Consider the following 24,235-nt stretch of genomic DNA (forward strand, 5'->3'; position numbering starts at 1 on the left):
ATGGTTAATTTCGTGACTCAATATAAAAATGACCCTTTCAACGCACTAGAAGCCAAGACTGAAGCTCAAAAACTGTCTTTTGCCCCTATCGTTTTCCATACCGCTCGTACACTTAGAGATCTTGGTATCCTCGCAGCACTTGATAAAGCAGCAAGCCAAGGTCTAAACGCAAAACAACTAGTAGAAGATACTGGCGTGTCTGAATACGGTGTTAAAGTTCTTCTTGATATGGCACTTAGCGCACATATCGTGACATGGAATGAGCCTAATTATATCCTTGCCAACTTAGGTCACTTTTTATTACACGACGGCATGACTAATGCTAATTTAGATTTCACCGCGGATGTTTGTTACGCTGCAATGATGCACCTAACCGAAGCAATTCAAGAAGGCACTCCTGCGGGCTTAAAAGAGCTTGGGGACTGGCCAACGATTTACGAAGGCTTATCTCGATTACCTGAGAAAGCAAAAGAAAGTTGGTTTAAGTTTGATCATTTCTATTCTGACCGTTCATTCCCTATTTTATTAGAAAAAGTATTAAGTCAAAAACCAAAACGTCTTTTTGATATCGGCGGTAACACGGGTAAATGGGCCTTACAGTGCTGTAATTACGATAAAGATGTTGAAGTAACGATTATTGACCTTCCACAGCAAATTGAAATGGCATTAAAAAATGCAAAGCAACAAGGTTTTGCTGATCGTATTAACGGACACCCTACCAATATGCTTGATAAAACCCTGCCATTACCTCAAGGGGCTGATGTATGGTGGATGAGTCAGTTTTTAGATTGCTTCTCTCCTATGGAAATTTTAAGTATCCTAAAACGCGTACGTGCGGCAATGTCTGCTGATGCAAAAGTTTATATTCTTGAACTATTTTGGGATGAGCAAAAATACGATGCCGCGTCATACAGCTTAAATGCAACATCACTGTACTTCACGTGTTTAGCTAACGGTAACAGCCGTTTCTATCGTTGCAGCGATTTCTTAGAAATTATTGAAGAAGCTGGCTTTACGGTTGCTGAGCAAACTAATAATATTGGTTTAGGTCATACATTACTGGAACTTCGTGCTAAATAATCCTATTTTTAATTAATACGTCCATAACTATTATAAATATTTATCATCATCACTTTAGTCTCTTTTCGCAACTTAAAGTGATGATTTTTGTCTTGATTAGGAGCGCTTGTGCTATCACCACAATCAACCCAAGTTGCCATCATTGGTGCTGGGCCATCAGGGGCTATTGCTGCTGCACTATTAAAAAAACATAATATTGATTGTGTTATTTTAGAAAAATCCACATTTCCTCGCTTTTCAATCGGGGAAAGTTTACTTCCTGCCTGCATGGAGTCGATAAAAAAGGCAGGAATGCTTGAAGCAGTAAAAAAAGCTAATTTCCAATATAAAGATGGTGCTGCTTTCCATTTTGATGGTACGTTCACTTCATTTGATTTTACTAATAAGTTTTCAGAGGGTGCAGGGACAACTTACCAAGTTCAGCGTGGCAACTTTGATAAAGTACTTGCTGACAGTGCTCAAGAGCAAGGGGTAGAAATTCGTTACCAACATGAAATTACTGATGTTGATATTTCTCAACCTAAAGCGCTCCTTTCTGTGTTAGATACTCAAGGTAACCCTTATCAAGTTGAAGCAGACTTTATCTTGGACGCGAGTGGATTCGGTCGTGTATTACCAAGATTGTTAAACCTAGAAGAACCTTCTTGTTTACCACCACGAAAAGCCATTTTCACTCACCTTACTGATAATATTATTAGCGAAGGTTATGACAGAGATAAAATCCTTATTTCTGTACATCCAATCAACACGCAAGTGTGGTACTGGTTAATCCCATTCAGTAATGGAACCTGTTCTTTTGGTGTGGTTGGTGAGCCTGAGTTTTTTGCAGATTACCCTAGCGATAATCTCCAGGCATTAAAGCAGTTGGCAACTGAAGATAACAACCTCAAGCAATTACTTGCCAATGCCGAGTACCCAAATCCATGTGGTGAGATCATGGGTTATTCAGCCAATGTCACCAAGCTGTTTGATCGTAACTTTGCACTTTTAGGTAATGCGGGAGAATTTCTTGACCCTGTATTTTCTTCTGGTGTAACCATTGCGATGAAATCGGCAGAGTTGGCTGCTGAGGCATTGATTAAACAATTTAACCAAGAAGAGGTTGATTGGCAGGTTGATTACTCAGACAAGCTAATGAAGGGCGTAAATACGTTCCGTTGCTATGTGGAAGGCTGGTACGAAGGAACATTTCAAGATGTTATCTTCCATGAGGATTCAAACCCTAAAATTAAACAAATGATCTGTGCTATTTTGGCAGGTTATGCGTGGGATGAAGAGAATCCATTTGTGGCGGAGCCTGAACGACGTTTAAAAGTGATCGCTGAATTATGTAAGCCATTAATTAAATAATTCAATACTCACTCCATGATAACAAAAGGCATCCAACCTCTAGATTGGGTGCCTTTTATATTTTTGAGATATCAGTCTTATGCCTGCTCACTCTCGATAACCGCTTTTAAGCTATGTGGATGCAATTTAATACACACACCTTGATATTTAAAAGCAACGGTATAATTTGCAATTCGCTCTGCATCACCCGATGGACAACTCTGTTTTACTTTAACGCCTAAAGACGCCAAGCTCTCCCACTTCTCTTCTAACATTGGAAACGTTTTAAATACATATTCCAGAAACGCTTCTTGAGAATTAACATCGCATGGGATGACCCACTCTACATGCTCCCAACCTTGCTGCGGATAACTTTTTCCACCAGGATATGGCAACTCTAAACATTCAATAGGCCAACCACTAACCTCTAAAGATTGATTAAAACCTAGAGCGATAATTGGACGACCATTGATCTCGTTATTCGACCATTCTTCAGCTTGTTGTAACCACGCTTTATGCGCTGACTCTGCAACACTACGATCATTAATTCGTAAAGCGATATGATCCGCTTGATAACCGGTAAGGTCTAATCCCAATACATCAAGTAAGATTTGGATTCTATCCATAAAAGCAGGTAAAGAATTAATTAACTGTTGAGGTTCTAATTGTTGTTCTTTTAATAATAACGATGACATAAAGGTAACTTAACCATTAAAAGTAAGAAACGAATTGTAGCAACCTCTTTACTTGATGTTTAGCGTCTTAAGAAAAAATAGCAGAAACTATTAAATATCCCCTGTTTTATTGCTATTATTAGCGACTATTTTGCTTTCCATGCAACAGCATTCCTGTTTAACAGCGATATGAAGGATAACTCTTTGAATATTCAATCACTTATTAACGACAAAGTTTCTCAAGCCTTAGAAGCAGCCGGCGCGCCAGCAGGCAGCCCTGCCGCAGTTCGTCAATCTGCAAAAGCTCAATTTGGTGACTACCAAGCTAACGGCGTAATGGGCGTAGCTAAACGACTAGGTACAAACCCACGAGAATTTGCTCAGAAAGTACTGGATGTTTTAGATCTTGATGGCATCGCTAGCAAAACTGAAATTGCAGGCCCTGGCTTTATCAATATTTTCTTGTCAGAAGAATTTCTAGCACAACAAGCAGAAGCCGCATTGGCTGATGAACGCCTAGGTGTTACTAAAGAAGAACAACAAAACATCGTTGCAGATTACTCTGCGCCAAACGTTGCAAAAGAAATGCACGTGGGTCACTTACGTTCAACTATCATCGGTGATGCTGTTGTTCGTACTCTTGAGTTTTTAGGTCATAACGTTACGCGTGCTAACCACATCGGTGATTGGGGTACTCAATTTGGTATGCTTATCGCAAACCTTGAGCGCATCCAAAAAGAGAAAGGCGAAGTTTCTATGGAACTGTCTGATCTTGAAGGTTTCTACCGTGAATCTAAAAAACTGTATGACGAAGACGAAGAGTTTGCCGTAACTGCTCGTGGTTATGTAGTTAAACTTCAAAGCGGCGATGAGTTCTGTGCAGAAATGTGGAAGAAACTTGTTGACGTAACTATGGTTCAAAACCAACGTAACTACGATCGTCTAAACGTATCACTTACTCGTGATAATGTAATGGGCGAAAGTATGTACAACAGCATGCTTGCTCCAATCGTTGCTGATCTTCAAAAGCAAGGTCTAGCAGTTGAGAGTGATGGTGCTCAAGTGGTTTACCTTGACGAATATAAGAACAAAGATGGCGAGCCTATGGGCGTTATCGTTCAAAAACGTGATGGTGGCTTCCTTTACACAACTACAGACATCGCTTGTGCTAAATACCGTTTCGAAGAGCTAAATGCTGATCGTGTTCTTTACTTCATCGATTCACGTCAACACCAACACCTAATGCAAGCGTGGACTATTGTTCGTAAAGCGGGCTATGTTCCTGAAAATGTATCTCTAGAGCACCATGCGTTTGGTATGATGCTAGGCAAAGATGGTCGTCCATTTAAAACTCGTGCTGGTGGTACTGTTCGTCTGGCTGACCTTCTTGATGAAGCTGAGCAACGTGCAGCTGCGTTAATCGAAGAGAAAAACAAAGACCTATCTACTGAAGAAAAAGCGAAAATTGCCACAACAGTTGCAATGGCAGCAGTTAAGTACTCTGACCTTTCTAAGCACCGTACTACAGATTACATCTTTGATTGGGACAACATGCTTGCATTTGAGGGCAACACAGCGCCTTACATGCAATATGCTTACACTCGTGTTGCTTCTATCTTCAGCAAAGCTGGCTTATCTATGGATGAGTTAACAGGCGAAGTTAAAATCACTGACGAAAAAGAAAAAGCACTTGTTTCTAAATTAATGCAATTTGAAGAAGCGGTTCAAGCAGTAGCAAGCGAAGGTCAACCTCACCTAATGTGTGCTTACCTATTTGAACTTGCGGGTCAATTCTCTAGCTTCTACGAAGCATGCCCTATTCTTAACAACGAAAATGAAGCTGTTAAGCAAAGCCGCTTGAAACTAGCTGCATTAACCGCGAAAACAATCAAACAAGGTCTAGACCTATTGGGTATTGAAACGCTAGAGCGTATGTAATATCAATAATATAGCCGAATAAAAAATGCCGCTAACGTGAGTTAGCGGCATTTTTTTATTAATATAAACAGCAAGAGTACGTAAACTCTTGCTGGGTCTTATCGTTAAATCTTAAATTGAGATACTTGCTCATTCAATGAATCAGCATGCATTTTTAGCTCTTGAGCTTGGCCTAGGCTGCTCTGAGCCGATAACATGATATCTTCACTGGTCTCTTTTATCGTCATCGTATTATCATTCATTTCAAGAATCACTTGGCTTTGCTCTTCTGCAGCTGTCGCAATTTGAGTAGCCATATCTGAAATTAATGCAATAGCTTGGTTACTTTCATTCAAACTGTCAGCGAGATGATCAATATCACTCACTGTTCCTTCCACCGTTTGTTTATTTGACTCCATTGCCTCAACTACTTTACTTGTCGATTTTTGCAATGTTTCAATCATTGAATAAATCTCTTGCGTTGAATCTTGTGTTCGTTTCGATAATACACGAACCTCATCAGCAACAACGGCAAAACCTCGACCTTGCTCACCAGCACGAGCCGCTTCAATCGCCGCATTCAATGCCAATAGATTCGTTTGTTCTGCAATAGCTTGAATCGTTACCAAAATCCCAGAAATAGAATTTACATGGCTATTTAACTCACTAATAACGTCTGTCGTATTTGATACTTCAAGCGCCAATTGTTGAACAGAGTGACGGGTCGAACTAGCTAACGTTAATCCATCTTCAGAATTTTTCGTTGATTGCTGAGCGGCAGTTGCCGTTTGAGCAGCATTCATCGCGATATCACTCGCTGCTCCGGACATTTGATTCATCGCTGTTGCTACAGAAATCAGATTTTCTTGCTGACTTTCTAAACTCTTCATTGTTAATTGGCTGTTTTCCACACCATGTGATGCGTCTTTTTCTAAATCCACACTTTGTTGATTGATATGACGGATCAGAGCGTGTTGACTATCTGTAAATACATTAAAGCTGTTTGCCAATTCACCAATTTCATCATGAGATTCGATTTTTAAGCGCTGTGTTAAATCACCATTACCATTAGCAATAGCACCTAATGCATGCGTAATTCGTAATAATGGAGCAAACATCAAATTCATCACATAAACCATGATAAGAATACTAAGTAATAAAACAATACCTGCACTCAATAACTGACTGGTTAATTGTGCTTTTAATGGCGCGTCTAATGTTTCTTTATCAATCGCAAGTAATAACGTCCAATTAAGATCTGGGATCGTCATTGCCCAGACCAGTTTTTCTTTGTTTTGTGAATCGAAGATCACTTGAGTAAGTTGTTTATTTTTAGATGCTTGCTCTACCTGCTGGATATTTAGTTGAGCACTCACTTTTGATATTGACTGTTGAACTAACTCTTTATCTTTGTAAGCAATGATCTTACCGCCTTTATCAATAAGTAATGCTTCCCCATTATCAGGCAAAGCCATTTCTGATACTTGCTTAATGAGAGTAGCAATTGATAAATCCGAAGCCACTACTGCATCATCAGTAGCTTTTGCTATTGTCACTACTGTATCTTTTAAGATTAGCTCTAGATAAGGCGAAGTGACTAAAGTTGAGCTTTGCTTTTGAGCATCCATATACCAATCGGCATCACGTAGATCTAAACCTGTTACGTCAAGAGTTGGATCTGACGTAAGTAAGCGGCCATCATAATAAGTATAATAACTGATTAAAAATCCACCTGAACTTTGTGCCAAATACAGCAAATCTTCGCTATCATTTTTGTGATTAGCTAAACCATTTACAATGCTTATTCTAAAGTTCATCCACTCGTCAATTTTTGTTGAGTGCAAATCAGAAAGGCGATTTAGTTGCTGTAATGCTGTTTCATACACATGTTTTTTTTGCTCGGAGTAACTCTGCCAAGAAAGAAGGAAAACAACAGAAACTAGCGACAAAAGGGTAATAAAAAGAATTTTTTTCTTTAATGAATAATTTTTCATATATACAACTATAAATATGTTTTGTTAAAAAAAACAAAATACACTTTATGCTTATTGTGAAAACACCATCGATGAAATCAAACTTATCCTTAATAAACTTCATTATTGAGTATCATTTAAGCGTTAAAAATGACTGACAACTTGTCAATCATCACGGACAAGAAAGCCGAACGTCTAAGGCTACTCTTAAACGTTCGGCTCTCATTTTTATCTTTTAAAGGGATTGCGGCGAGCAATTTATACTAATATTACATTAAAACCAACGTTCAAATTCACTTCGATCTAACTGTTTAAACGCTTTATTTAAAATATTAGCTAATTCTTTATAACGTGGCTGGCTCTTCATTGGCTCTAATGCAGCCCCTGATTCTATAATCTTTTGATATAACTCTCGGTACCAACTCGCGAGCGCTGGTGGTAATTTTGTATTCGCTCGATTACCTAACCACCAAAAGCCTTGTAATGGCATACTCAATGCAAATAACGCAATGATAATCGCTTGTGCCAACCCAGCTGTATTATTGAAAGCCATCTGGGTTAGTACGCTAATTACTGCAACTGCTGGCATTACCTTTACGGCAAACTTAGTTGCTTTAATTACACGATGTTCTGGGAACATTGGAGCTAACTCTTTTCGCTCAGGCCAAGTGTCCATGTAGGTTTGGCCGTCTCGAAATCGGAATAGAAAACCGTTTTCACTCATATTGCCCCCTTATATTCTAAACAAAAGTTTAATTATTCAAAAATATACAGAATAAACTTGATTAGAATTAATATTATCTTAAAATATTTTTGTTATCTTAGCGCACAATCGTTATCCTATGCGCTGATTTATTTTTTTGCTGTAGTTCTACTATAAGCTAAAATAGGATAAATCGGCAAGGACTGCTGTAATGCTCTTTCTAAGGATAGCCAACTTTTTTATGCAAATGCGGTAATAATCTTCTGAATTAACTGTATTTGTCATTGTTATGTCATTTACGACATAACTTTAATTACTGATGAATAAATAGGTATTTATACATGTCTAAGCTGGTTTTAGTTTTAAACTGCGGTAGTTCTTCTCTTAAATTTGCGGTTGTTGACGCAGAATCTGGTGCAGAGCACTTAACTGGTCTTGCTGAGTGTCTTGGTCTTCCTGAAGCTCGTATGAAGTGGAAACTTGATGGCAAGCACGAAGCTCAACTAGGTGAAGGTGCAGCTCACGAAGAAGCACTAGCGTTTATGGTAGAAACTATTCTTGCTTCTAAGCCAGAGCTTAAAGCTAACCTAGGCGCTATCGGTCACCGTATCGTACACGGTGGTGAGCAATTCACTAAGTCAGCACTAATCACTGACGAAGTACTTAAAGGTATTCAAGACGCTGCAACTTTTGCACCTCTTCATAACCCTGCTCACATCATCGGTATCGAAGCTGCGAAGCACAACTTCCCAGAACTTCAAAACGTTGCTGTATTTGATACTGCGTTCCACCAAACTATGCCTGAAGAGTCTTTCCTATACGCTCTTCCATACAACCTATACACTGACCACGGCATCCGTCGTTACGGTATGCACGGTACTTCTCACCTGTTCATCACTCGTGAAGTAGCTGGTTTACTAAACAAGCCAGTTGAAGAAGTTAACATCATCAACTGTCACCTAGGTAACGGCGCATCTGTATGTGCAATCAAGAACGGTGAATCTGTAGATACTTCTATGGGTCTTACTCCTCTTGAAGGTCTAGTAATGGGTACTCGTTGTGGTGATATCGATCCTGCGATCGTTTTCCACCTACATGACGCACTAGGTTACTCTGTTGAGCAAATCAACAACATGCTAACTAAAGAGTCTGGCCTACAAGGTCTAACTCAAGTGACTTCTGACTGTCGTTTCGTTGAAGACAACTACGGCGAGAAAGAAGAAGCAACTCGTGCGATGGATGTATTCTGTCACCGTCTAGCTAAATACGTTGCAGGTTACACAGCAACTCTAGAAGGTCGTTTAGACGCAATCACTTTCACAGGCGGCATCGGTGAAAACTCTGCTCCAATCCGTGAAATGGTTCTTAACCGTCTAGGTATCTTCGGTATCGAAGTTGATGGCGAAGCTAACCTTAAAGCGCGTTTCGGTGGTGAAGGTACTATCACTACAGCAAACAGCCGCATCCCTGCAATGGTTATCTCTACTAACGAAGAGCTAGTAATCGCAGAAGACACAGCTAAATTAACTGGTCTATAATATATCTCCTAAAAGGCTAGCCATTAGGTTAGCCTTTTTTCTTTCTATGGCTTTATTTTTTCAATAAGGTCTCTTGCCCCAATAGTGTAGAGGAATCTTCCATGTCTCGTACTATTATGCTTGTTCCAATCAGTGCTGGTGTTGGTCTAACTAGCGCAAGTTTGGGTGTTTTACGTTCTATGGAACGTAAAGGCGTAAGCGTTTCTTTTTACAAACCTATCTCTCAACCTCGTCACGGTGGTGATCAACCTGATCTAACTACTTCAATTGTGACTAGCAGTAGTGATATTAAAGCAGCAGAACCTACAACAGTTTCTCGTGCAGAAGAACTTCTACGTAACGATCAAACTGATGTTCTTTTAGAAGAAATCGTTGCTCGTTATAAGTCAATCAGTGAAGACACTGATGTGACGCTTATCGAAGGTCTTGTTCCTACTCGTAAGCACCCATTTGCTAACCAATTAAATGGTGAAATCGCAAAAACACTGGGCGCTGAGATTGTGTTTGTAGCTACTCCTGGTACAGATAATCCTTCTCAACTTAAAGAGCGTATCGAAGTAGCATGTTCTAACTTCGGCGGCACTAAGAACAAACAAATCGCTGGCGTTATCATCAACAAGCTAAATGCACCTGTTGATGAAGCGGGCCGTACTCGCCCTGACCTATCTGAAATCTTTGATGATGCAGATGCTACGACTAAAACTAACCTTGAAGTAATGCAAATCTTCAATTCTAGTCCTATTCGTGTTCTTGGTTGTGTGCCTTGGAAAATCGATCTAATCGCTACGCGTGCTATCGATATGGCTAAACACCTTAATGCTGAAATCATCAACGAAGGTGACATCGCGACTCGTCGTATTAAGAGCATCACTTTCTGTGCACGTTCTCTACCGCACATGATTGAGCACTTCAAACCAGGTTCTCTACTAGTAACTTCTGCTGACCGTCCTGACGTTATCGTTGCTGCATGTCTTGCTGCAATGAACGGCGTAGAAATCGGTGCGATCTTACTGACTGGCGGTTACGAGATCCCTCAATCAATTGCTGAACTTTGTAAGCCTGCTCTAGAGTCTGGTCTTCCAATCTTCACAGCGCAAGGTAACACTTGGCAGACTTCTCTAAATCTACAAAGCTTCAGTCTTGAAGTTCCTGCAGATGATAAAGAGCGTATTGAGTTTGTTAACGAGCATGTTGCTAGCCACATTGATGGCCCTTGGATTGACTCTCTATCTGAAGGTACTGAAGGCATTCGTCGTCTAAGCCCACCAGCATTCCGTTACCAGTTAACTGAATTTGCTCGTAAAGCAGCTAAACGTATCGTTCTTCCTGAAGGTGATGAGCCTCGTACAGTTAAAGCTGCGGCTATCTGTGCTGAGCGTGGTATCGCGACTTGTGTTCTTTTAGGTAATCCTGAAGAAATCCGTCGTGTTGCTGCGCAACAAGGTGTTGAACTTGGTGCTGGCGTTGAGATCATCGATTCTGAAGCTGTACGTGAAAACTACGTTGCTCGTTTAGTTGAGTTACGTGGCGCGAAAGGCATGACTGAAGTTGTGGCTCGTGAGAAACTACAAGATTCAGTATTCCTTGGTACTATGATGCTTGAAGCGGGTGAAGTTGACGGTCTTGTGTCTGGTGCGGTTCATACCACAGCAAACACTATCGTTCCTCCGTTCCAGATCATCAAAACAGCACCAGATGCTTCTATCGTATCTTCAATCTTCTTCATGCTTCTGCCTGATCAAGTTCTTGTATACGGTGACTGTGCGATCAACCCTGATCCAACAGCTGAGCAACTTGCTGAAATCGCTATCCAATCTGCTGACTCTGCAGCGGCATTTGGTATCGACCCTCGCGTTGCAATGATCTCTTACTCTACTGGTGAATCTGGTAAGGGTGCAGACGTTGATAAAGTACGTGAAGCAACAAAACTTGCTCAAGAAAAACGTCCTGATCTAATGATCGATGGTCCTCTGCAGTACGATGCTGCAATCATGGAAAACGTAGCTGCTTCTAAAGCACCTAACTCTCCTGTTGCAGGTAAAGCGACTGTATTTGTATTCCCAGACCTAAACACTGGTAACACAACATACAAAGCCGTTCAACGTTCTGCTGACCTAGTATCTATCGGTCCAATGCTTCAAGGTATGCGCAAGCCAGTAAATGACTTGTCTCGTGGCGCTCTAGTAGACGATATCGTTTACACAGTAGCTCTAACGGCTATCCAAGCATCTCAAGCTGAGCAAGCTGAAGAAAAAGTAATTAACTAATTTTATGCTCTAGCAATAGAGTTTAGTTAACGAAAATAGAAAGACACGCGATGCAAATTGCGTGTCTTTTTTTGTGCTTAAAGCAGGGACTAGGGACGAGTAATTAGGGTCTAGGTGGCGAACAGAACTAGGAACTTAGAATAACCCTCGGATATTGTAAGTGAAGCATAACCTCTCTTTTGATCTTCTCTCGTCCCTAATAACTAATCCCTTGCCCCTTTGACCCATAAAAAAACGAGAACCAATTGGCTCTCGCTTTTATTTATCACTTTAATCTAAGTTAAGCGACTATCGTATGTAAGTTGTCATTAACTCATCTTTGTATACAGGGCGATACCAGACACGCTCTGCCTCTTGGCAACACTGAGTCTTGTCACACCCAATAAGCTCACGAGTTAACTTCCCTTTCTTCACCCAGAGCTCAAGCATTGCATCGACACCATCTTCACTCATACTGAACTTCTTAGCTAAAGTAATGCGTTCAACTCGACCTTGTTCATCAATGTACTGTTTAAGCTCTGTTAATATCATACTAAGGCTGCCTCTTGTTGCTCTACTTCTTTACTCTTGTGTTTCAAGGCAAGATAAGTAACAGCCATTGCGATTAGCGAAATTGCAATCCACATGCTGCTTGTCATTGGTGCATTAGAGAAATTCGCAATTTGGTAATACAGCGTTGCTGATACGTAAGCTAATAGCATTGTCCAGCCCGCAATAAAGTAAGAGTACTGACGACCAAACTCACGCATATACGCACCCATTGCAGCCACGCATGGAGTGTAAAGAAGAATAAAGATTAAGTAAGCCATCGCACTTGCGCTTGTCACAAAGTGAGCTTGTAAATTACCAAAGATTGAATCAGCAACACCTTGGTCTTCTGCAACAGCACTAGAGTCTGTTAAGTCACCCACTTCAACACCTAATGGATCTGAATAGCTTAAACCTGATAGGTTGTCAGGAATAGACATCACCGCCTCTTCAAGACTTGCCATTAAATCAAACTCAGCACCTTCATCAGCTGGATCTGAATATAAGCTGTTTAATGTACCGACTACGGCTTCTTTTGCAAAAATACCGGTAATAATACCCACGGTTGCTGGCCAGTTATCTTCTTGAATACCAATTGGCGCTAATACTGGAGTTACGATTTGAGCGGCTTTTGATAATACAGAGTTTTCACTGTCTTCGTTACCAAATGAACCGTCCATACCCAATGAGTTAAAGAAGCTTAAAATAGTTACAACAACAACAATCGTTTTACCTGCACCAAGAACAAAGCGCTTCAGTTTCTGCCATGTTTTAATCATGATGTTACGTATTGTTGGAAATTCATAATCTGGAATTTCCATGATGAACGTATCACTACGGCCTGGATAGATTGTGTGCTTCAATAGTAAGCCTGTGAAAACAGCCGCTAAAATACCTAAGAAATACAAACCAAATACTACATTCTGACCATTTTCTGGGAAGAAAGCTGCAGCAAACAAAGCATAAACAGGAAGACGTGCACCACATGACATAAATGGAGCCATTGATGCTGCCAGTTTACGTTCACGCTCTTGCTCTAACGTACGAGTCGCCATAATAGCAGGAACGTTACAACCAAAGCCTAAAACCAAAGGAACAAACGCTTTACCTGGCAAACCAATCTTCTGCATTACTTTATCAAGCACAAAAGCTGCACGAGCCATGTAGCCAGAGCTTTCAAGTAAAGATAGAAATAAGTATAAACAACCGATCACAGGAATAAATGTCGCAACGGTTTGAATACCACCACCAACACCATCAGCGATAAGTGTAACTAACCAAACAGGCAAATGACCATCTAATAAATAATGGCTACCATCAACGAGTAATGCACCAACACCAATATCAAAGAAATCAATAAATGCACTACCAATGTTAATAGAAAACATAAACATCAGGTACATGACAAAGAAAAAGAAAGGAATACCGATCCATTTATTCAAAATTACACGGTCAATTTTCTCACTAACACTGTGGCTTAAACCACCCTCCTGGCGACGTAATTGCTGACATAATTGATGTAAAAATGTGTATCGACAATCCGCAATATGAAAATCAGCTTCGACTTGCGTGGTTAATACATTAGCGATATTAGCCACTGCATTTCTTTTTTCTGCTTCTAATCCATTCAATACTAATGCATCATTTTCTAATGCTCGAATTGCCAGAGAACGACTTGATGCGTAATCACTTGTAAATAATGATGAAGCTTCTTCTATTGCTGTCTCAACTTGCTCGCCATACGTCAACTCAAGCGAAGTCATTTTTATGCCTTGAGCAATAGATTTATGTAATTTTTCTTTAAACTTATGAACTTGACCATTGTTGTTTGCAGAAAGTGCAAGTACAGGGCAACCTAGTTTCTTTTCTAGCCCTTTAATATCCAATACCTGACGCTGACGTTTTAATACATCCATCTTATTAAGCACAACGATCATTGGGCGACCCAACTCACGTAATTGCAATGTCATATATAAGCTACGCTCTAAACAAGACGCATCTACGACATTAATAATGACATCGGCATCATGTGTTAGCACTGCACGAGAAGCGATTGTTTCATCAAGGCTGTTAACATCATTACCGCTATCCAATGCATAGATGCCAGGTAAGTCCGTCAATAAGAATTCATCACCAGAACAGGTATAACGGCCTGTTTTTTTCTCAACGGTTACACCCGCCCAATTACCTACTTGCTGCTTTGCACCAGTAAGGCCATTAAACAAGGTTGTTTTACCGCTGTTTGGATTACCTACAGTTAGTACTTGATACTGCATTTTTATAATTCCTTAACTGTAATTTGTTCTGCTAAATTTTTACGAATGGCAAGAGATGTGCCTCTTACGCTAATTTGTAATGGGTCACCCATTGGTGCTTTACGCAATATAGATATTTCAGTATGTGGAAGCATTCCCATTACCATTAACTTCTTTCTTGTATCTGTTGGTAATAAAGACATATCTGTTACAACGGCTCTTTTTCCGCTTTCTAATTGCGCTAAGTTCATCTAAAGCTCCACGATAGTGAGAATCATTATTATTTCGCTTCATTCTATCGCTAACAGCCAGTTTTATCTTGCGCTAAATCAATTTTTGTCAGTAAATTGACAAAACTCTCATAAAATAGAGGGTTTTTATGAAAAATATCTTTATGTGACACCGCTTCCATTACTACGTCAATTACGTTAATTACAGAACAGTTAAAATTGACGTCAAAAATAAACCAAAACAGGACAAAAGCGGCAATAAAATAAAATCAATTAAAAATCAAAAACTTAATCCAAAATTAATCAAATGTCGCTTTTGTACTAACACATTGTCGTTATTTTGATATGTAAAATAAGAATGGTGGAGGTATAGTTATTTCATCGAGAGGGAGACCTCTTAATCTTTTATTCTAATAGAGGTAATGAGAGAAATCTTCTTACCTCGGCAGCAAGCGAAGGTGTCATTGACACCCGTGGCGTAGTCCCCCCGGCTACGTCACGATCTTTTTTTTCTTTCGTTAATCTCTTCTTAATTATTACAATTCATCACTTTCTTTATCTTCATTTTCACTCACAAATTGAGTTGGAGATAACCCATAATGACGCTTAAATCGCTTACTAAAATAAGAGGGGTCATTAAACCCTGATTCAAAGGCCGAATCTGCAACCTTATAACCTGAAATCAGTAACTCACACGCCTTTTCTAACTTAACTTCTATCAGATACTCCATAAATGAGCGTTGAGTTAACTGCTTAAATTTTCGTTGGAAATTTCGCTCTGAAATAAACAATTCTTTTGCCGCAGCGCTTGTACCGAAAGCAGGATTACGATAATTATCTTCAACAATTTTATACACACCAATTAACCAACGTTGATGTAAATAAGCATCGTCATTTATTTGCTCTCCAAACTTCGCTAACGGTACTTTATCTATGAAGGTATCCAATGCGATAGGCCATGATAGAACAAGCTCATTATTTCCTAATTCATTCTGTTTAACCTCAAAATGTCCACCATTTTGTACCGTAAGCTGTTTAACAGAAGACAGACCTAAGGCTTGGTGTATTACTTCTATAGTTTGAGTTAAATCCACACCTTTTAGCGCTTCAAGTTCACTATCTATAATGCACTTACCATCACTGATAAAGTGAGTTGTCACTATTTTATCGTCACAATGAATTTGGATAACCACCTGCTCGCCAAACTGACTTCTTTTTAATAAATGAAATAATACATTATTAAAAATTGCATCAATTAATAAAGGCTGAACAAAAATAGAACAGTTTTTAGAGTAATCTTCTAAATAGAGATTCACTCCCTTTAAGTGGTATTCCTCTTTCCACCCCTTAACCGCTGCTCTTAGTAAGGTTGATAATACTTGGTTAATTCTATTATTCTTCTGTTGCATCACTAATGGTTCAATATGAGCCAACTGCTTTAATAAAGACAAACTGTATTCACATTGATTGGCTAGCGCTAAGTTTGTTAGCGACCCTTTCTTTTGTAAATCATGTTGGATATCTCTTATTGGCTGTTGTGCTTGCTCTGCCATTTCAGAAATTACATGTTGTCTTACCGTCAATAATTTTTGTAATTGACGATTACTTGAAACCAACACCTTACCTTGGTTACTCAATTGCTTAGTTTTTATTTCAACACTTTTCTTTAATTTCTCATTACTTTTTTTAATTTCTTTTGAACGCCATGAGTAAATACCTAAAACAGTAAAAATAGCGACACCAAAAAGCAAAAATATAAACCATGGAGCTAAAAACCAAGGAACCTCAACATAAAACAAGAACTCTGTAATATTACTTCTTCTTTGACCATTATTATCAGGCTTTATCCGTAAGACATACCTTCCCGGCTTTAAAGAATCAAAAATTAATGAACTTCCTTCGAAGTGCTGCCATGACTCGTCACTTGAACCAATAAGCTGATATGAGAACAATTTGTTTTGAAACTCAGGAAGAATACCAAATAAAAAAGAAATACTGGCTTCATAAGGTATTGGCGTTTTAAGTTTTTTCTCAGAGCCATAACTGACAGCCTTATGGTCAACTTTAACTTGCCCGATAACGACATATGGCTTAGTAATTTGATATTCTAGCAATTCCTGTTCATCCGCAAAAAACAAACCATCTTTACTAACAAACATCATGGTTCCATTATCAGAGATTGAACACAAATCTGTTAATAATTCATTATTGATTAAGCCTCTCTGGCTTCCAAAATGTTTAGTCAAACGCCCTTGGTGGGTATATAAAGAAAGCCCTTTGCTTGATGTTAACCACACGCCATTACTGCTTGATAATACACAATGTGGTGTGGTGTATTCCGCAGATAATTCGACGTCATTTCGACCACCTTTAGCATCACTGATCTGTAAGCCATAATTACTGACAATCCAAGAATCTCCATACTCTGTATCCACCATATCAAGAATACTACCGGCCCTGATATACGCATAATCAAAGGTTAACGCTCCATTTTCATATCTATAGAGCCCCATATTGGTTCCAATCAATATTTGGCCGTTTTTATTTTCATACATATGAGTTATTTGAGTTGAGTATTTTTGTTCTAATGCCCAATAAAAACCTAAATACGTTAATTTCTTTGTCGCAGAATCATACTTATATAACCCTTTAGAGTTCGCAAACCATAATATTCCAGAAGTATCGATTAAGAGGTGTTCCACATTCTCATTATCTAGTAACTCTAACCCACTCTCCCTGCTAACCTTGTTTGAGTTTATTCCTAACTTATAAATACCAGAGGTTGTTGCTGCCCATATAACATCATTACCACGAGATAAATCATTAATGTAATAAGGCATTACTTCTATAAGACCAGAGGTTATGTCTGCATTATTTAATTGAAATAAACCAACAGAAGTACCGAGCCAAGAATATTGGCCTGATGTCTGTTGTATTGCGGTTATTTCATGAATATCAAGATGTCCATTCGCTTCCTTATACCTTGCTCTAGTAAACAAGCGACTTCCATCAGAGTAGTAACTCACACCATTATCAGTGGCCACCCATACGCCATTATTATTATCAGATAATAGTGCATAAATTTTATTTCCTTCGAGAGAATAATCATCCCTTACGACAGATTCAAAATACTCTAAATTTTTCGTTTCTAAACTCCACTTATACAAACCTTGCTCGGTACCAAACCAAAAAGAACATTTGGTCTCAGCAAAAGACAGTAAAGTAAGATCATTCGAAAATTTATGATGGATATTTAACTCATTACCGTTTAACTCGGCTATCCAAATACTGTCATGTGTCCCTAAAATTATTTGTCCAGTTTCTTTTGAATAAAAAATAGCATCAATATACTGCCCTAAATGTAAGGGAGTAAAACTTTCAGTTACCGTGTCAAATTCAAAAAGTCCCTCAGAGGTAGAGACAACCCAACGTTTATCAATATAGATAGCACTTGTTATTGCTATCTCATCATGTATGGCACTGGTATTAGCTTCATTAATATTTGCAGTATAAAAAGCATCGTTTTCGGGATCATAAACAAAAAATTGTTCACTATTATTCCCCCAAAACACCCCTGAACTTTGATTAATATTCAGTAAGTTACTTTCTTTGGGAAGAGTGTACTCGACATTTAAACCTTGATCATTGGACCAAGATTGAATCTTGCTGTCTTTAATGAACCAAAATTTATTATCGTAAAATGAAATTTGCTTTGGCAATTCAGTATCTGTTCGTTTACCCAAAGTAAATATATTTGCGCCATCAAATAAATGCATTTGTCCATAAACGTCATACATCCACAGAGCACCATCATCACGCAAGAAAAGTTGTTGAGCCGTAATATATTGTCCATCTGCATGAATTGGCATTGGATAAAAGATGGTATTGTCAGACGAGGAATAAGTGTAAGTAGAAAATGAAAGGAGGATACTTAAAATAAGCACTCTAAAGTGAGACATCTACTTGCCTTAATATAAAAAGAGAAAAAGTATCAACATGATAGAAAAACTCTGTCCATATAGCAACGAAGTAAAAAAGCCCTTTCTATTATTTAAAATAAAAAGGGCCAAGAAAGGTTAAAAATTAAATTTAAACTTGGTCACGCAAAGCATCAATCGTCAATTTAGCCTGTTGCTTAAAGTGCGCTCGTTCAGATTCTTTTACCGGTGACGCTTGTGGTAAAGGTACTTTCATTGAGTTTACTGCTCGACCATTTTTAATCAATTCATAATGTAAATGTGGACCTGTTGAACGACCGGTATTTCCACTTAACGCAATTTTATCTCCCATTGATACCTTCTGGCCTTTTTTAACCAAAATCTTGCTCAAGTGTAGATAACGAGTCATGTATTCACGGCCATGCTTGATAATGACATAATTACCAGCAAGGGGATGATGTAATGCTCGAACAACCACACCATCACCAGTTGCATAAACAGAGGTGCCAACAGGTGCCGCAAAATCAGTTCCATTATGTGGCGAAATTCGTCCAGTGATTGGATGCTTTCGATAAGGATCAAATGGAGAACTAATTCTAAAACGTTGATGTGTTGGATAGCGCTCTAATGCTCGATTTAAGCTGCGACCTTGAACATCATAATAATGGTCATCTGTATGCTTAACTAACGTGATCTCTCTACCAGAGTTTTCATACAATACTGCTTTAACCTCACCAGATGATACTGCTTTACCGTCAATAAATTCTTTATCAATTTCAACGGCAAACTTATCACCTTTGCGAGCTTCTTTACCAAAATCAAATTTCCACTGTAATTGCTTTGCCAATGTTTGAATTTGACCAGGGGTTAGCCCTGCTGAACGCGCTGAATTATAGAAGTTACTAGTTACCCTTCCTGAAAGAAAAACAGGTTTAATTTCTCCCTTTTCTTCTTGCTGAGTAAAACTATATTTTTCACCCGTCCAAGAATAAATATCCGTATCTTTAATGTTTCGATGAATTTTAAGCTCTGTTAACTTTCCATCTTCATCCTGTTGCCACTCTAAATCAACGCCAACACGCATATTAGCTGCCGATTTATTCACTTCTAATAATGAATACATATCAGACATTGGCAATGCATATTGATTAAAAATAGCACCTAGCGTCTCACCTGAGGTGACAGTATGAGAATGTAAGATATCTTTAGCGGCTAATTGCTCATCTAGTTCATCTTTAGGCGCATTAAACTCAGGATCATTGGGATCAAAAATTGTACCTACTGGCTCACTGTTTTGATCTGCTAATGTTTGAAGGTTTTCACTTGATAGAGAAACTTCACTTCTATTGGAAACAGAAGAAGTACTCTGTAAGCTATGTGTTGGTTTCCAGATGAAAATAGCGCAAGTAAATAGGAACAAAGACAATAGAACAAACTTATGCCTTTTAGATAGCGTATCAAATCTAGCTGTTATAGCTTCTTTATATTTTATTGACTTAGACAACGTGATAACTCATTACTGATGGTTGACAAAAATATAAAATAAGCACCCTTTTCATCAGCTTGATGTATCGCTAAAGGATCAAGTTCACCTTTATGTACCTCTGTGCCTCTCGTAATTGTTGTTACAATTGCTGGCTCAAACTGAGGCTCTGAAAAGACACATACTGCTTGCTGATTTAAAAGTGATTTTTTTATATTAATCAAAGTTTTTGCACCCGGTTTTCTATCCGGACTCACCGTAAAGTGCCCCAAGTTATTCATTTCAAAATAACGTTCAAAATAGCCATATGCGTCATGAAATACAAAGTACCCCTTATCTTGCACTGGTTTCAATTGGTCTGAAATTGTCTTCACTGCCTGTGTTAACTTATTTTCAAACACGGCAAGATTAGACTGATATTGTTTTTTATTCAATGGATCCTTTTTAATCAGCTGTACGGTTACCTCTTTTGCGACAGCTAGGGTTTCCTTTGGACCTAACCAAAAATGAGGATCAGTATTGTGATGATGACCCACTTCTTCGGCGTGATCACTATGATCATGTTGATCAAAATGGAAGAAATCAACAGAGCTAAACTGGCTAATCGTTACTACATTTTTTTGATCTTCTAATATTTTACTTAAAAAAGGTTCCAAATCATTCCCATACCAAATGATCATGTCTGCTTTTTTCACTTTCTTTATATCTGAAGGGCGTAATGCATAATCATGAGGAGAGGCACTTTGTGGAACTAAATAGGTAGATTCGGAGACACCACCGGTAAGTTCTTGTACGATTAAATGAATCGGTTTTACTGAAGATAATACAGTCATAGCTTGGGCTTGAGTCCCAACTAGAGTGCATAAACACAGTACGATAAATTGAATTTTTTTATTCATTTGCTTCTCTTAAAAAATGTGATGGCGATTGGATTTCTAAAATGTTACATTATAACACTTACTAATTGCAAACGACTCTTATTTAAAAATGACTACTTTACTCACTTTACAAGATGTCTGCGTTGTCTTTGACGGCCGCCATGTTCTCGATAATATTTCATTATCGATTGAACCAAATAAGATCATCACACTGATTGGCCCTAATGGTGCTGGCAAATCAACATTAGTGAAAGCGATTCTTGGATTGCAAAAACCAACCAGCGGTCTAATTACAAGAAAAAAAAAATTACGCATTGGTTATGTACCGCAAAAATTACATCTAAATGATTCTCTTCCTCTTACTGTGCAAGGCTTTTTAAAGTTAGCTGGAAAGTACAGCCAACAAGAACACCTTGACGCTTTGAAACTCGTTGAAGCAGAACATTTACTTCATTCTAATATGCATAAACTATCTGGCGGAGAATCACAACGCGTATTGCTTGCCAGAGCCTTGTTGCAACGCCCTGACTTACTCGTTCTTGATGAACCAGCTCAAGGCGTCGATATTCAAGGACAAATCAGCTTATATGCGTTAATTGAATCCATTCGTCATCGTTTTAACTGTGCTGTATTTATGGTTTCACATGACCTACACCTTGTAATGGCAAAAACAGATGAAGTAATTTGTCTTCAACATCATATTTGCTGCTCTGGAGCTCCTGCATCTATCTCAAAGCACCCTAAATATATTGCATTATTTGGTCAACAACGAGATCAACAATTAGCTTTCTATCATCATGACCATCGCCATGACCATGATTTATCTGGTGAACCAAGTGACGGTTCATGCTGCAGTAAAAATAAAAAGGCGTCATCATGATTGAGTTTTTACTTCCTGCCCTTTTAGCTGGATTAGGCATTGCACTACTTGCAGGACCGTTAGGCTCTTTTGTTGTATGGCGTAAAATGGCGTATTTTGGTGATACGTTGGCTCATGCCTCATTATTAGGTCTATCTCTTGGCTTTTTATTCGACATAAACTTAAATCTGGCTTTAATCGTTTGTTGTGTTGCGATTGCTTTACTCTTAGTTACTTTACAAAAGCAGCGCTTAGTCGCCACGGATACACTGTTAGGTATTTTAGCTCACAGCTCACTATCATTAGGTTTAGTTGCTGTTAGCTTTTTAGATAATGTGCGCGTTGATTTAATGTCTTATTTGTTTGGCGATTTACTTGCCGTTACTTATGATGACTTAATTTATATTTATACTGGCGTCATCATTGTTTTAGGTTTGATATATATCGTATGGAAACCACTACTTTCATCAACAATTAGTGAAGAGTTGGCCCAAGTTGAAGGGGTAAATGTAGATTTAATGCGTTTAGTTTTGATGCTAATGGTTGGGTTAGTCATTGCAATTTCAATGAAGTTTGTGGGAGCGTTGATCATTACTTCATTACTGATCATTCCAGCAGCAACAGCGAGACGCTTTTCTCGATCGCCAGAGCAAATGGTCTTGTTAGCTTCAATTTTTGGTTGTATTGCTGTTATTGCAGGTTTAGCACTATCATGGCACTACGATACTCCTGCGGGTCCTTCCGTCGTTGTTTCTGGTGCTGCTATATTTATGCTATCTCAACTAAAAAAAGCACATACTTAACTCTATAAAATTAAGCAATACTGCCTACAACAGTATTGCTTTATCTATAATATCTTAAAGCTTAAATCGACTCACTATCGCTGTTAAGTTATCAGCCATCAAACCTAATCTTTCCGACTGCTTTTCAGTTGCATCCACATCTGATGCGTTCTCTTTCGCAAAAGTATTAATTTCTGCAATAAGTTGGTTAACACTAGATATCGCGACTAACTGCTCTTCTGTTGACGCCGAAATTTGACTATTCATTGTTTGTATAATTGCAACAGATTCAAAAATAGAACTCACTGTATTTTGAGTCGTCACCGTTTTCTCTGCAATTTGATGAGCATCGTCAGAATTACTTTGCATTAAAGTCACTGATTTTATCGCTTCATCTTGCAATTCGGCAATCATATTAGATATTTGAGCCGTACTGTCTTGAGTTCTACTTGCAAGTAATCTCACCTCATCAGCAACAACAGCAAAGCCTCTTCCACTTTCACCTGCTCTTGCTGCTTCAATCGCGGCATTTAACGCTAATAAATTTGTTTGATCAGCAATACTACGGATAACATCTAAAATACTGCCTATATTTTCTGTTTTTACCTGTAAATTTCCAATAACCTGTGCAACATCTTTTATGTTAACCGCTAAGGTTTGCATATCATTATTCATGCTTCCAATGGTATTAATACAATACGTTGACGTATTATTTACTTCTAAAGCTGAATTGGTTGCTTGAATAGCACTTTTAGTCACTTCATCAATACTAACAACAACTTGATCTGTTGCTACAGCTGCTTGTCCCAACTGTTCAGTTTGAGCTTTCATACTGATATTCATAGTATGAGCAGAAGAAGACAAGTGGTGAGACGATTCACTTAACTCAAACGTTAATTTATTAATATCTGTCACTAATTCTTTAATATTTTTTGCCATATCAAGAATTCGACCATAGATACCGATATGCATAGAATCTGTATCATTAATATGAGTTAAATCTCCACGAGAGATTCGGTCAATAACATTTAAAATGACATCTGGTTCATTACCTAACGTTTTATTATATTTGCGCACTGCAAAAAACATAACAAAGCCAATAAATAAATTGACAATAAAACCAATAGTTAAACCTTCAATAAGAAATGAATAAAAAGTATCGTTCACTTTTTTCTCTTGAACGCCACTACCTAAATACCAGTTCCAAGACCTAGTTTTAACCGCTATAGATTTTACTTCTGTCGTTATACTGTCTCTAGTAGTAAACCAAGAATACGTAATTACTTGGTCAGCGATAGTAAGGTTACGAAGGATATGGCTTTTTGCTTCAGCACTGACAATATTCTCAAACGATTGACCAATAATTTGTGGATCTAAAGGCGCAGCTAAAAATACCAAGTTTTCATCTGTCATCCAGATATATTCATTATCTGAATAAGCATAGCTTTGCATTAATTCACTAGCTAATTTCTTTGCTTTAATTTCATCTAATTCACCAGAAACTACTTTTTGCTCTAAGGTTGCAATCGTATTTTTAGCATTAGTTAATAAATTTTCTAGCCTTGTTACGTTATTTGTTTCCAATGTATACCTAACATTGTATGCGCCCATAATAATAGACCCAAACATTGCAGCAGAAAAAATTAAATAAATAATGACGTACTTAGATTTAGTATTAAATTGCATGTGTATTCTCAAATTAAATAACCATTAATAGTAGTGCTAGTCATTCTTTGAGTTCTTTTAAATATGTCCTTAGAAAGAAAAGCGCCGAATCTTATCAAAGGATTGGTTATTGTCT

At 38.3% G+C, this 24,235-nt stretch carries 17 protein-coding genes; 7 read left to right on the plus strand and 10 right to left on the minus strand.

All coding sequences use genetic code 11. From position 1 onward, the window contains the following. The first annotated feature begins 12 nt into the window (after positions 1–12). Together AC2IP4_RS09325 and AC2IP4_RS09330 are read left to right on the plus strand one after the other, a co-directional pair. Positions 13–1,080: a methyltransferase gene (locus AC2IP4_RS09325; protein WP_375322050.1), complete on the plus strand. Its 1,068-nt coding sequence runs from the start codon at positions 13–15 to the stop codon at positions 1,078–1,080. Positions 1,081–1,188: 108 nt separating this feature from the next. Continuing rightward, complete coding sequence (locus AC2IP4_RS09330) at positions 1,189–2,430, plus strand: NAD(P)/FAD-dependent oxidoreductase (RefSeq protein WP_375322049.1); 1,242 nt, start codon at positions 1,189–1,191, stop codon at positions 2,428–2,430. Positions 2,431–2,507: 77 nt separating this feature from the next. Here the strand turns inward: AC2IP4_RS09330 and AC2IP4_RS09335 are convergent, their stop codons facing one another. After that, positions 2,508–3,104 (minus strand): VOC family protein, encoded by a 597-nt coding sequence (locus tag AC2IP4_RS09335; RefSeq protein ID WP_486307110.1) that lies wholly within the window; start codon positions 3,102–3,104, stop codon positions 2,508–2,510. Positions 3,105–3,287: 183 nt separating this feature from the next. Here AC2IP4_RS09335 and argS point away from each other — a divergent pair, with 183 nt between their 5' ends. After that, positions 3,288–5,021: an arginine--tRNA ligase gene (gene argS / locus AC2IP4_RS09340; protein ID WP_486310204.1), complete on the plus strand. Its 1,734-nt coding sequence runs from the start codon at positions 3,288–3,290 to the stop codon at positions 5,019–5,021. A gap of 104 nt (positions 5,022–5,125) precedes the next feature. Here the strand turns inward: argS and AC2IP4_RS09345 are convergent, their stop codons facing one another. Both AC2IP4_RS09345 and yfbV read right to left on the minus strand, forming a co-directional pair. Beyond that, the gene (locus AC2IP4_RS09345) at positions 5,126–6,994 is read right to left on the minus strand and encodes a methyl-accepting chemotaxis protein (protein WP_486310205.1); all 1,869 of its coding nucleotides are present in this window, start codon (positions 6,992–6,994) and stop codon (positions 5,126–5,128) included. Between the two features lie 253 nt (positions 6,995–7,247). Then, a complete protein-coding gene (yfbV, locus tag AC2IP4_RS09350; RefSeq protein ID WP_130043138.1) occupies positions 7,248–7,697 on the minus strand; it encodes a terminus macrodomain insulation protein YfbV in 450 nt (149 codons plus the stop codon). A gap of 320 nt (positions 7,698–8,017) precedes the next feature. Between yfbV and AC2IP4_RS09355 the strand changes: the two genes are divergently transcribed. Both AC2IP4_RS09355 and pta read left to right on the plus strand, forming a co-directional pair. Further along, positions 8,018–9,214: an acetate kinase gene (locus AC2IP4_RS09355; RefSeq protein ID WP_486310206.1), complete on the plus strand. Its 1,197-nt coding sequence runs from the start codon at positions 8,018–8,020 to the stop codon at positions 9,212–9,214. Between the two features lie 101 nt (positions 9,215–9,315). After that, on the plus strand, positions 9,316–11,481 hold the full coding sequence (pta, locus tag AC2IP4_RS09360) for a phosphate acetyltransferase (RefSeq protein ID WP_486310207.1): 2,166 nt from the start codon (positions 9,316–9,318) through the stop codon (positions 11,479–11,481). Positions 11,482–11,769: 288 nt separating this feature from the next. On the opposite strand, the gene AC2IP4_RS09365 is transcribed toward pta, so the two are convergent. The 6 genes from AC2IP4_RS09365 to znuA all read right to left on the minus strand — a co-directional run bounded on the left by AC2IP4_RS09365 (position 11,770) and on the right by znuA (position 20,814). Continuing rightward, on the minus strand, positions 11,770–12,012 hold the full coding sequence (locus tag AC2IP4_RS09365) for a FeoC-like transcriptional regulator (protein ID WP_045101571.1): 243 nt from the start codon (positions 12,010–12,012) through the stop codon (positions 11,770–11,772). After that, on the minus strand, positions 12,009–14,285 hold the full coding sequence (feoB, locus tag AC2IP4_RS09370) for a Fe(2+) transporter permease subunit FeoB (protein WP_486310208.1): 2,277 nt from the start codon (positions 14,283–14,285) through the stop codon (positions 12,009–12,011). Before feoB ends, AC2IP4_RS09365 begins: the two co-directional genes overlap by 4 nt. Before the next feature lie 2 nt (positions 14,286–14,287). After that, on the minus strand, positions 14,288–14,515 hold the full coding sequence (locus tag AC2IP4_RS09375) for a FeoA family protein (protein WP_105054297.1): 228 nt from the start codon (positions 14,513–14,515) through the stop codon (positions 14,288–14,290). Between the two features lie 515 nt (positions 14,516–15,030). Then, the gene (locus tag AC2IP4_RS09380; RefSeq protein WP_486310209.1) at positions 15,031–18,453 is read right to left on the minus strand and encodes a helix-turn-helix domain-containing protein; all 3,423 of its coding nucleotides are present in this window, start codon (positions 18,451–18,453) and stop codon (positions 15,031–15,033) included. Between the two features lie 130 nt (positions 18,454–18,583). Beyond that, complete coding sequence (gene mepM, locus AC2IP4_RS09385; protein WP_375322777.1) at positions 18,584–19,924, minus strand: murein DD-endopeptidase MepM; 1,341 nt, start codon at positions 19,922–19,924, stop codon at positions 18,584–18,586. Further along, complete coding sequence (gene znuA, locus AC2IP4_RS09390) at positions 19,921–20,814, minus strand: zinc ABC transporter substrate-binding protein ZnuA (protein WP_375322039.1); 894 nt, start codon at positions 20,812–20,814, stop codon at positions 19,921–19,923. The genes mepM and znuA overlap by 4 nt, the downstream gene beginning before the upstream one ends. Positions 20,815–20,902: 88 nt before the next feature. On the opposite strand from znuA, the gene znuC reads away from it, so the two are divergent. Together znuC and znuB are read left to right on the plus strand one after the other, a co-directional pair. Next, positions 20,903–21,673, plus strand: a complete 771-nt coding sequence (znuC, locus tag AC2IP4_RS09395) for a zinc ABC transporter ATP-binding protein ZnuC (protein WP_486310210.1) — start codon at positions 20,903–20,905, stop codon at positions 21,671–21,673. Beyond that, positions 21,670–22,455, plus strand: coding sequence for a zinc ABC transporter permease subunit ZnuB (gene znuB / locus AC2IP4_RS09400; RefSeq protein WP_105054293.1), 786 nt, complete (start codon positions 21,670–21,672; stop codon positions 22,453–22,455). Before znuC ends, znuB begins: the two co-directional genes overlap by 4 nt. Before the next feature lie 54 nt (positions 22,456–22,509). Here the strand turns inward: znuB and AC2IP4_RS09405 are convergent, their stop codons facing one another. Continuing rightward, positions 22,510–24,120 (minus strand): methyl-accepting chemotaxis protein, encoded by a 1,611-nt coding sequence (locus tag AC2IP4_RS09405; protein WP_105054292.1) that lies wholly within the window; start codon positions 24,118–24,120, stop codon positions 22,510–22,512. Positions 24,121–24,235: the final 115 nt, after the last annotated feature.

The sequence above is a fragment of the Aliivibrio thorii genome (assembly GCF_057368585.1).

Bases quoted from the DNA above. Each gene is read 5' to 3' on its own strand.
- AC2IP4_RS09405 (WP_105054292.1), bottom strand. From the start codon at position 24,120: ATGCAATTTAATACTAAATCTAAGTACGTCATTATTTATTTAATTTTT.
- znuC (WP_486310210.1), top strand. From the start codon at position 20,903: ATGACTACTTTACTCACTTTACAAGATGTCTGCGTTGTCTTTGACGGC.
- AC2IP4_RS09355 (WP_486310206.1), top strand. From the start codon at position 8,018: ATGTCTAAGCTGGTTTTAGTTTTAAACTGCGGTAGTTCTTCTCTTAAA.
- yfbV (WP_130043138.1), bottom strand. From the start codon at position 7,697: ATGAGTGAAAACGGTTTTCTATTCCGATTTCGAGACGGCCAAACCTAC.
- feoB (WP_486310208.1), bottom strand. From the start codon at position 14,285: ATGCAGTATCAAGTACTAACTGTAGGTAATCCAAACAGCGGTAAAACA.
- znuB (WP_105054293.1), top strand. From the start codon at position 21,670: ATGATTGAGTTTTTACTTCCTGCCCTTTTAGCTGGATTAGGCATTGCA.
- AC2IP4_RS09375 (WP_105054297.1), bottom strand. From the start codon at position 14,515: ATGAACTTAGCGCAATTAGAAAGCGGAAAAAGAGCCGTTGTAACAGAT.
- AC2IP4_RS09345 (WP_486310205.1), bottom strand. From the start codon at position 6,994: ATGAAAAATTATTCATTAAAGAAAAAAATTCTTTTTATTACCCTTTTG.
- AC2IP4_RS09380 (WP_486310209.1), bottom strand. From the start codon at position 18,453: ATGTCTCACTTTAGAGTGCTTATTTTAAGTATCCTCCTTTCATTTTCT.
- pta (WP_486310207.1), top strand. From the start codon at position 9,316: ATGTCTCGTACTATTATGCTTGTTCCAATCAGTGCTGGTGTTGGTCTA.
- AC2IP4_RS09335 (WP_486307110.1), bottom strand. From the start codon at position 3,104: ATGTCATCGTTATTATTAAAAGAACAACAATTAGAACCTCAACAGTTA.
- AC2IP4_RS09365 (WP_045101571.1), bottom strand. From the start codon at position 12,012: ATGATATTAACAGAGCTTAAACAGTACATTGATGAACAAGGTCGAGTT.
- znuA (WP_375322039.1), bottom strand. From the start codon at position 20,814: ATGAATAAAAAAATTCAATTTATCGTACTGTGTTTATGCACTCTAGTT.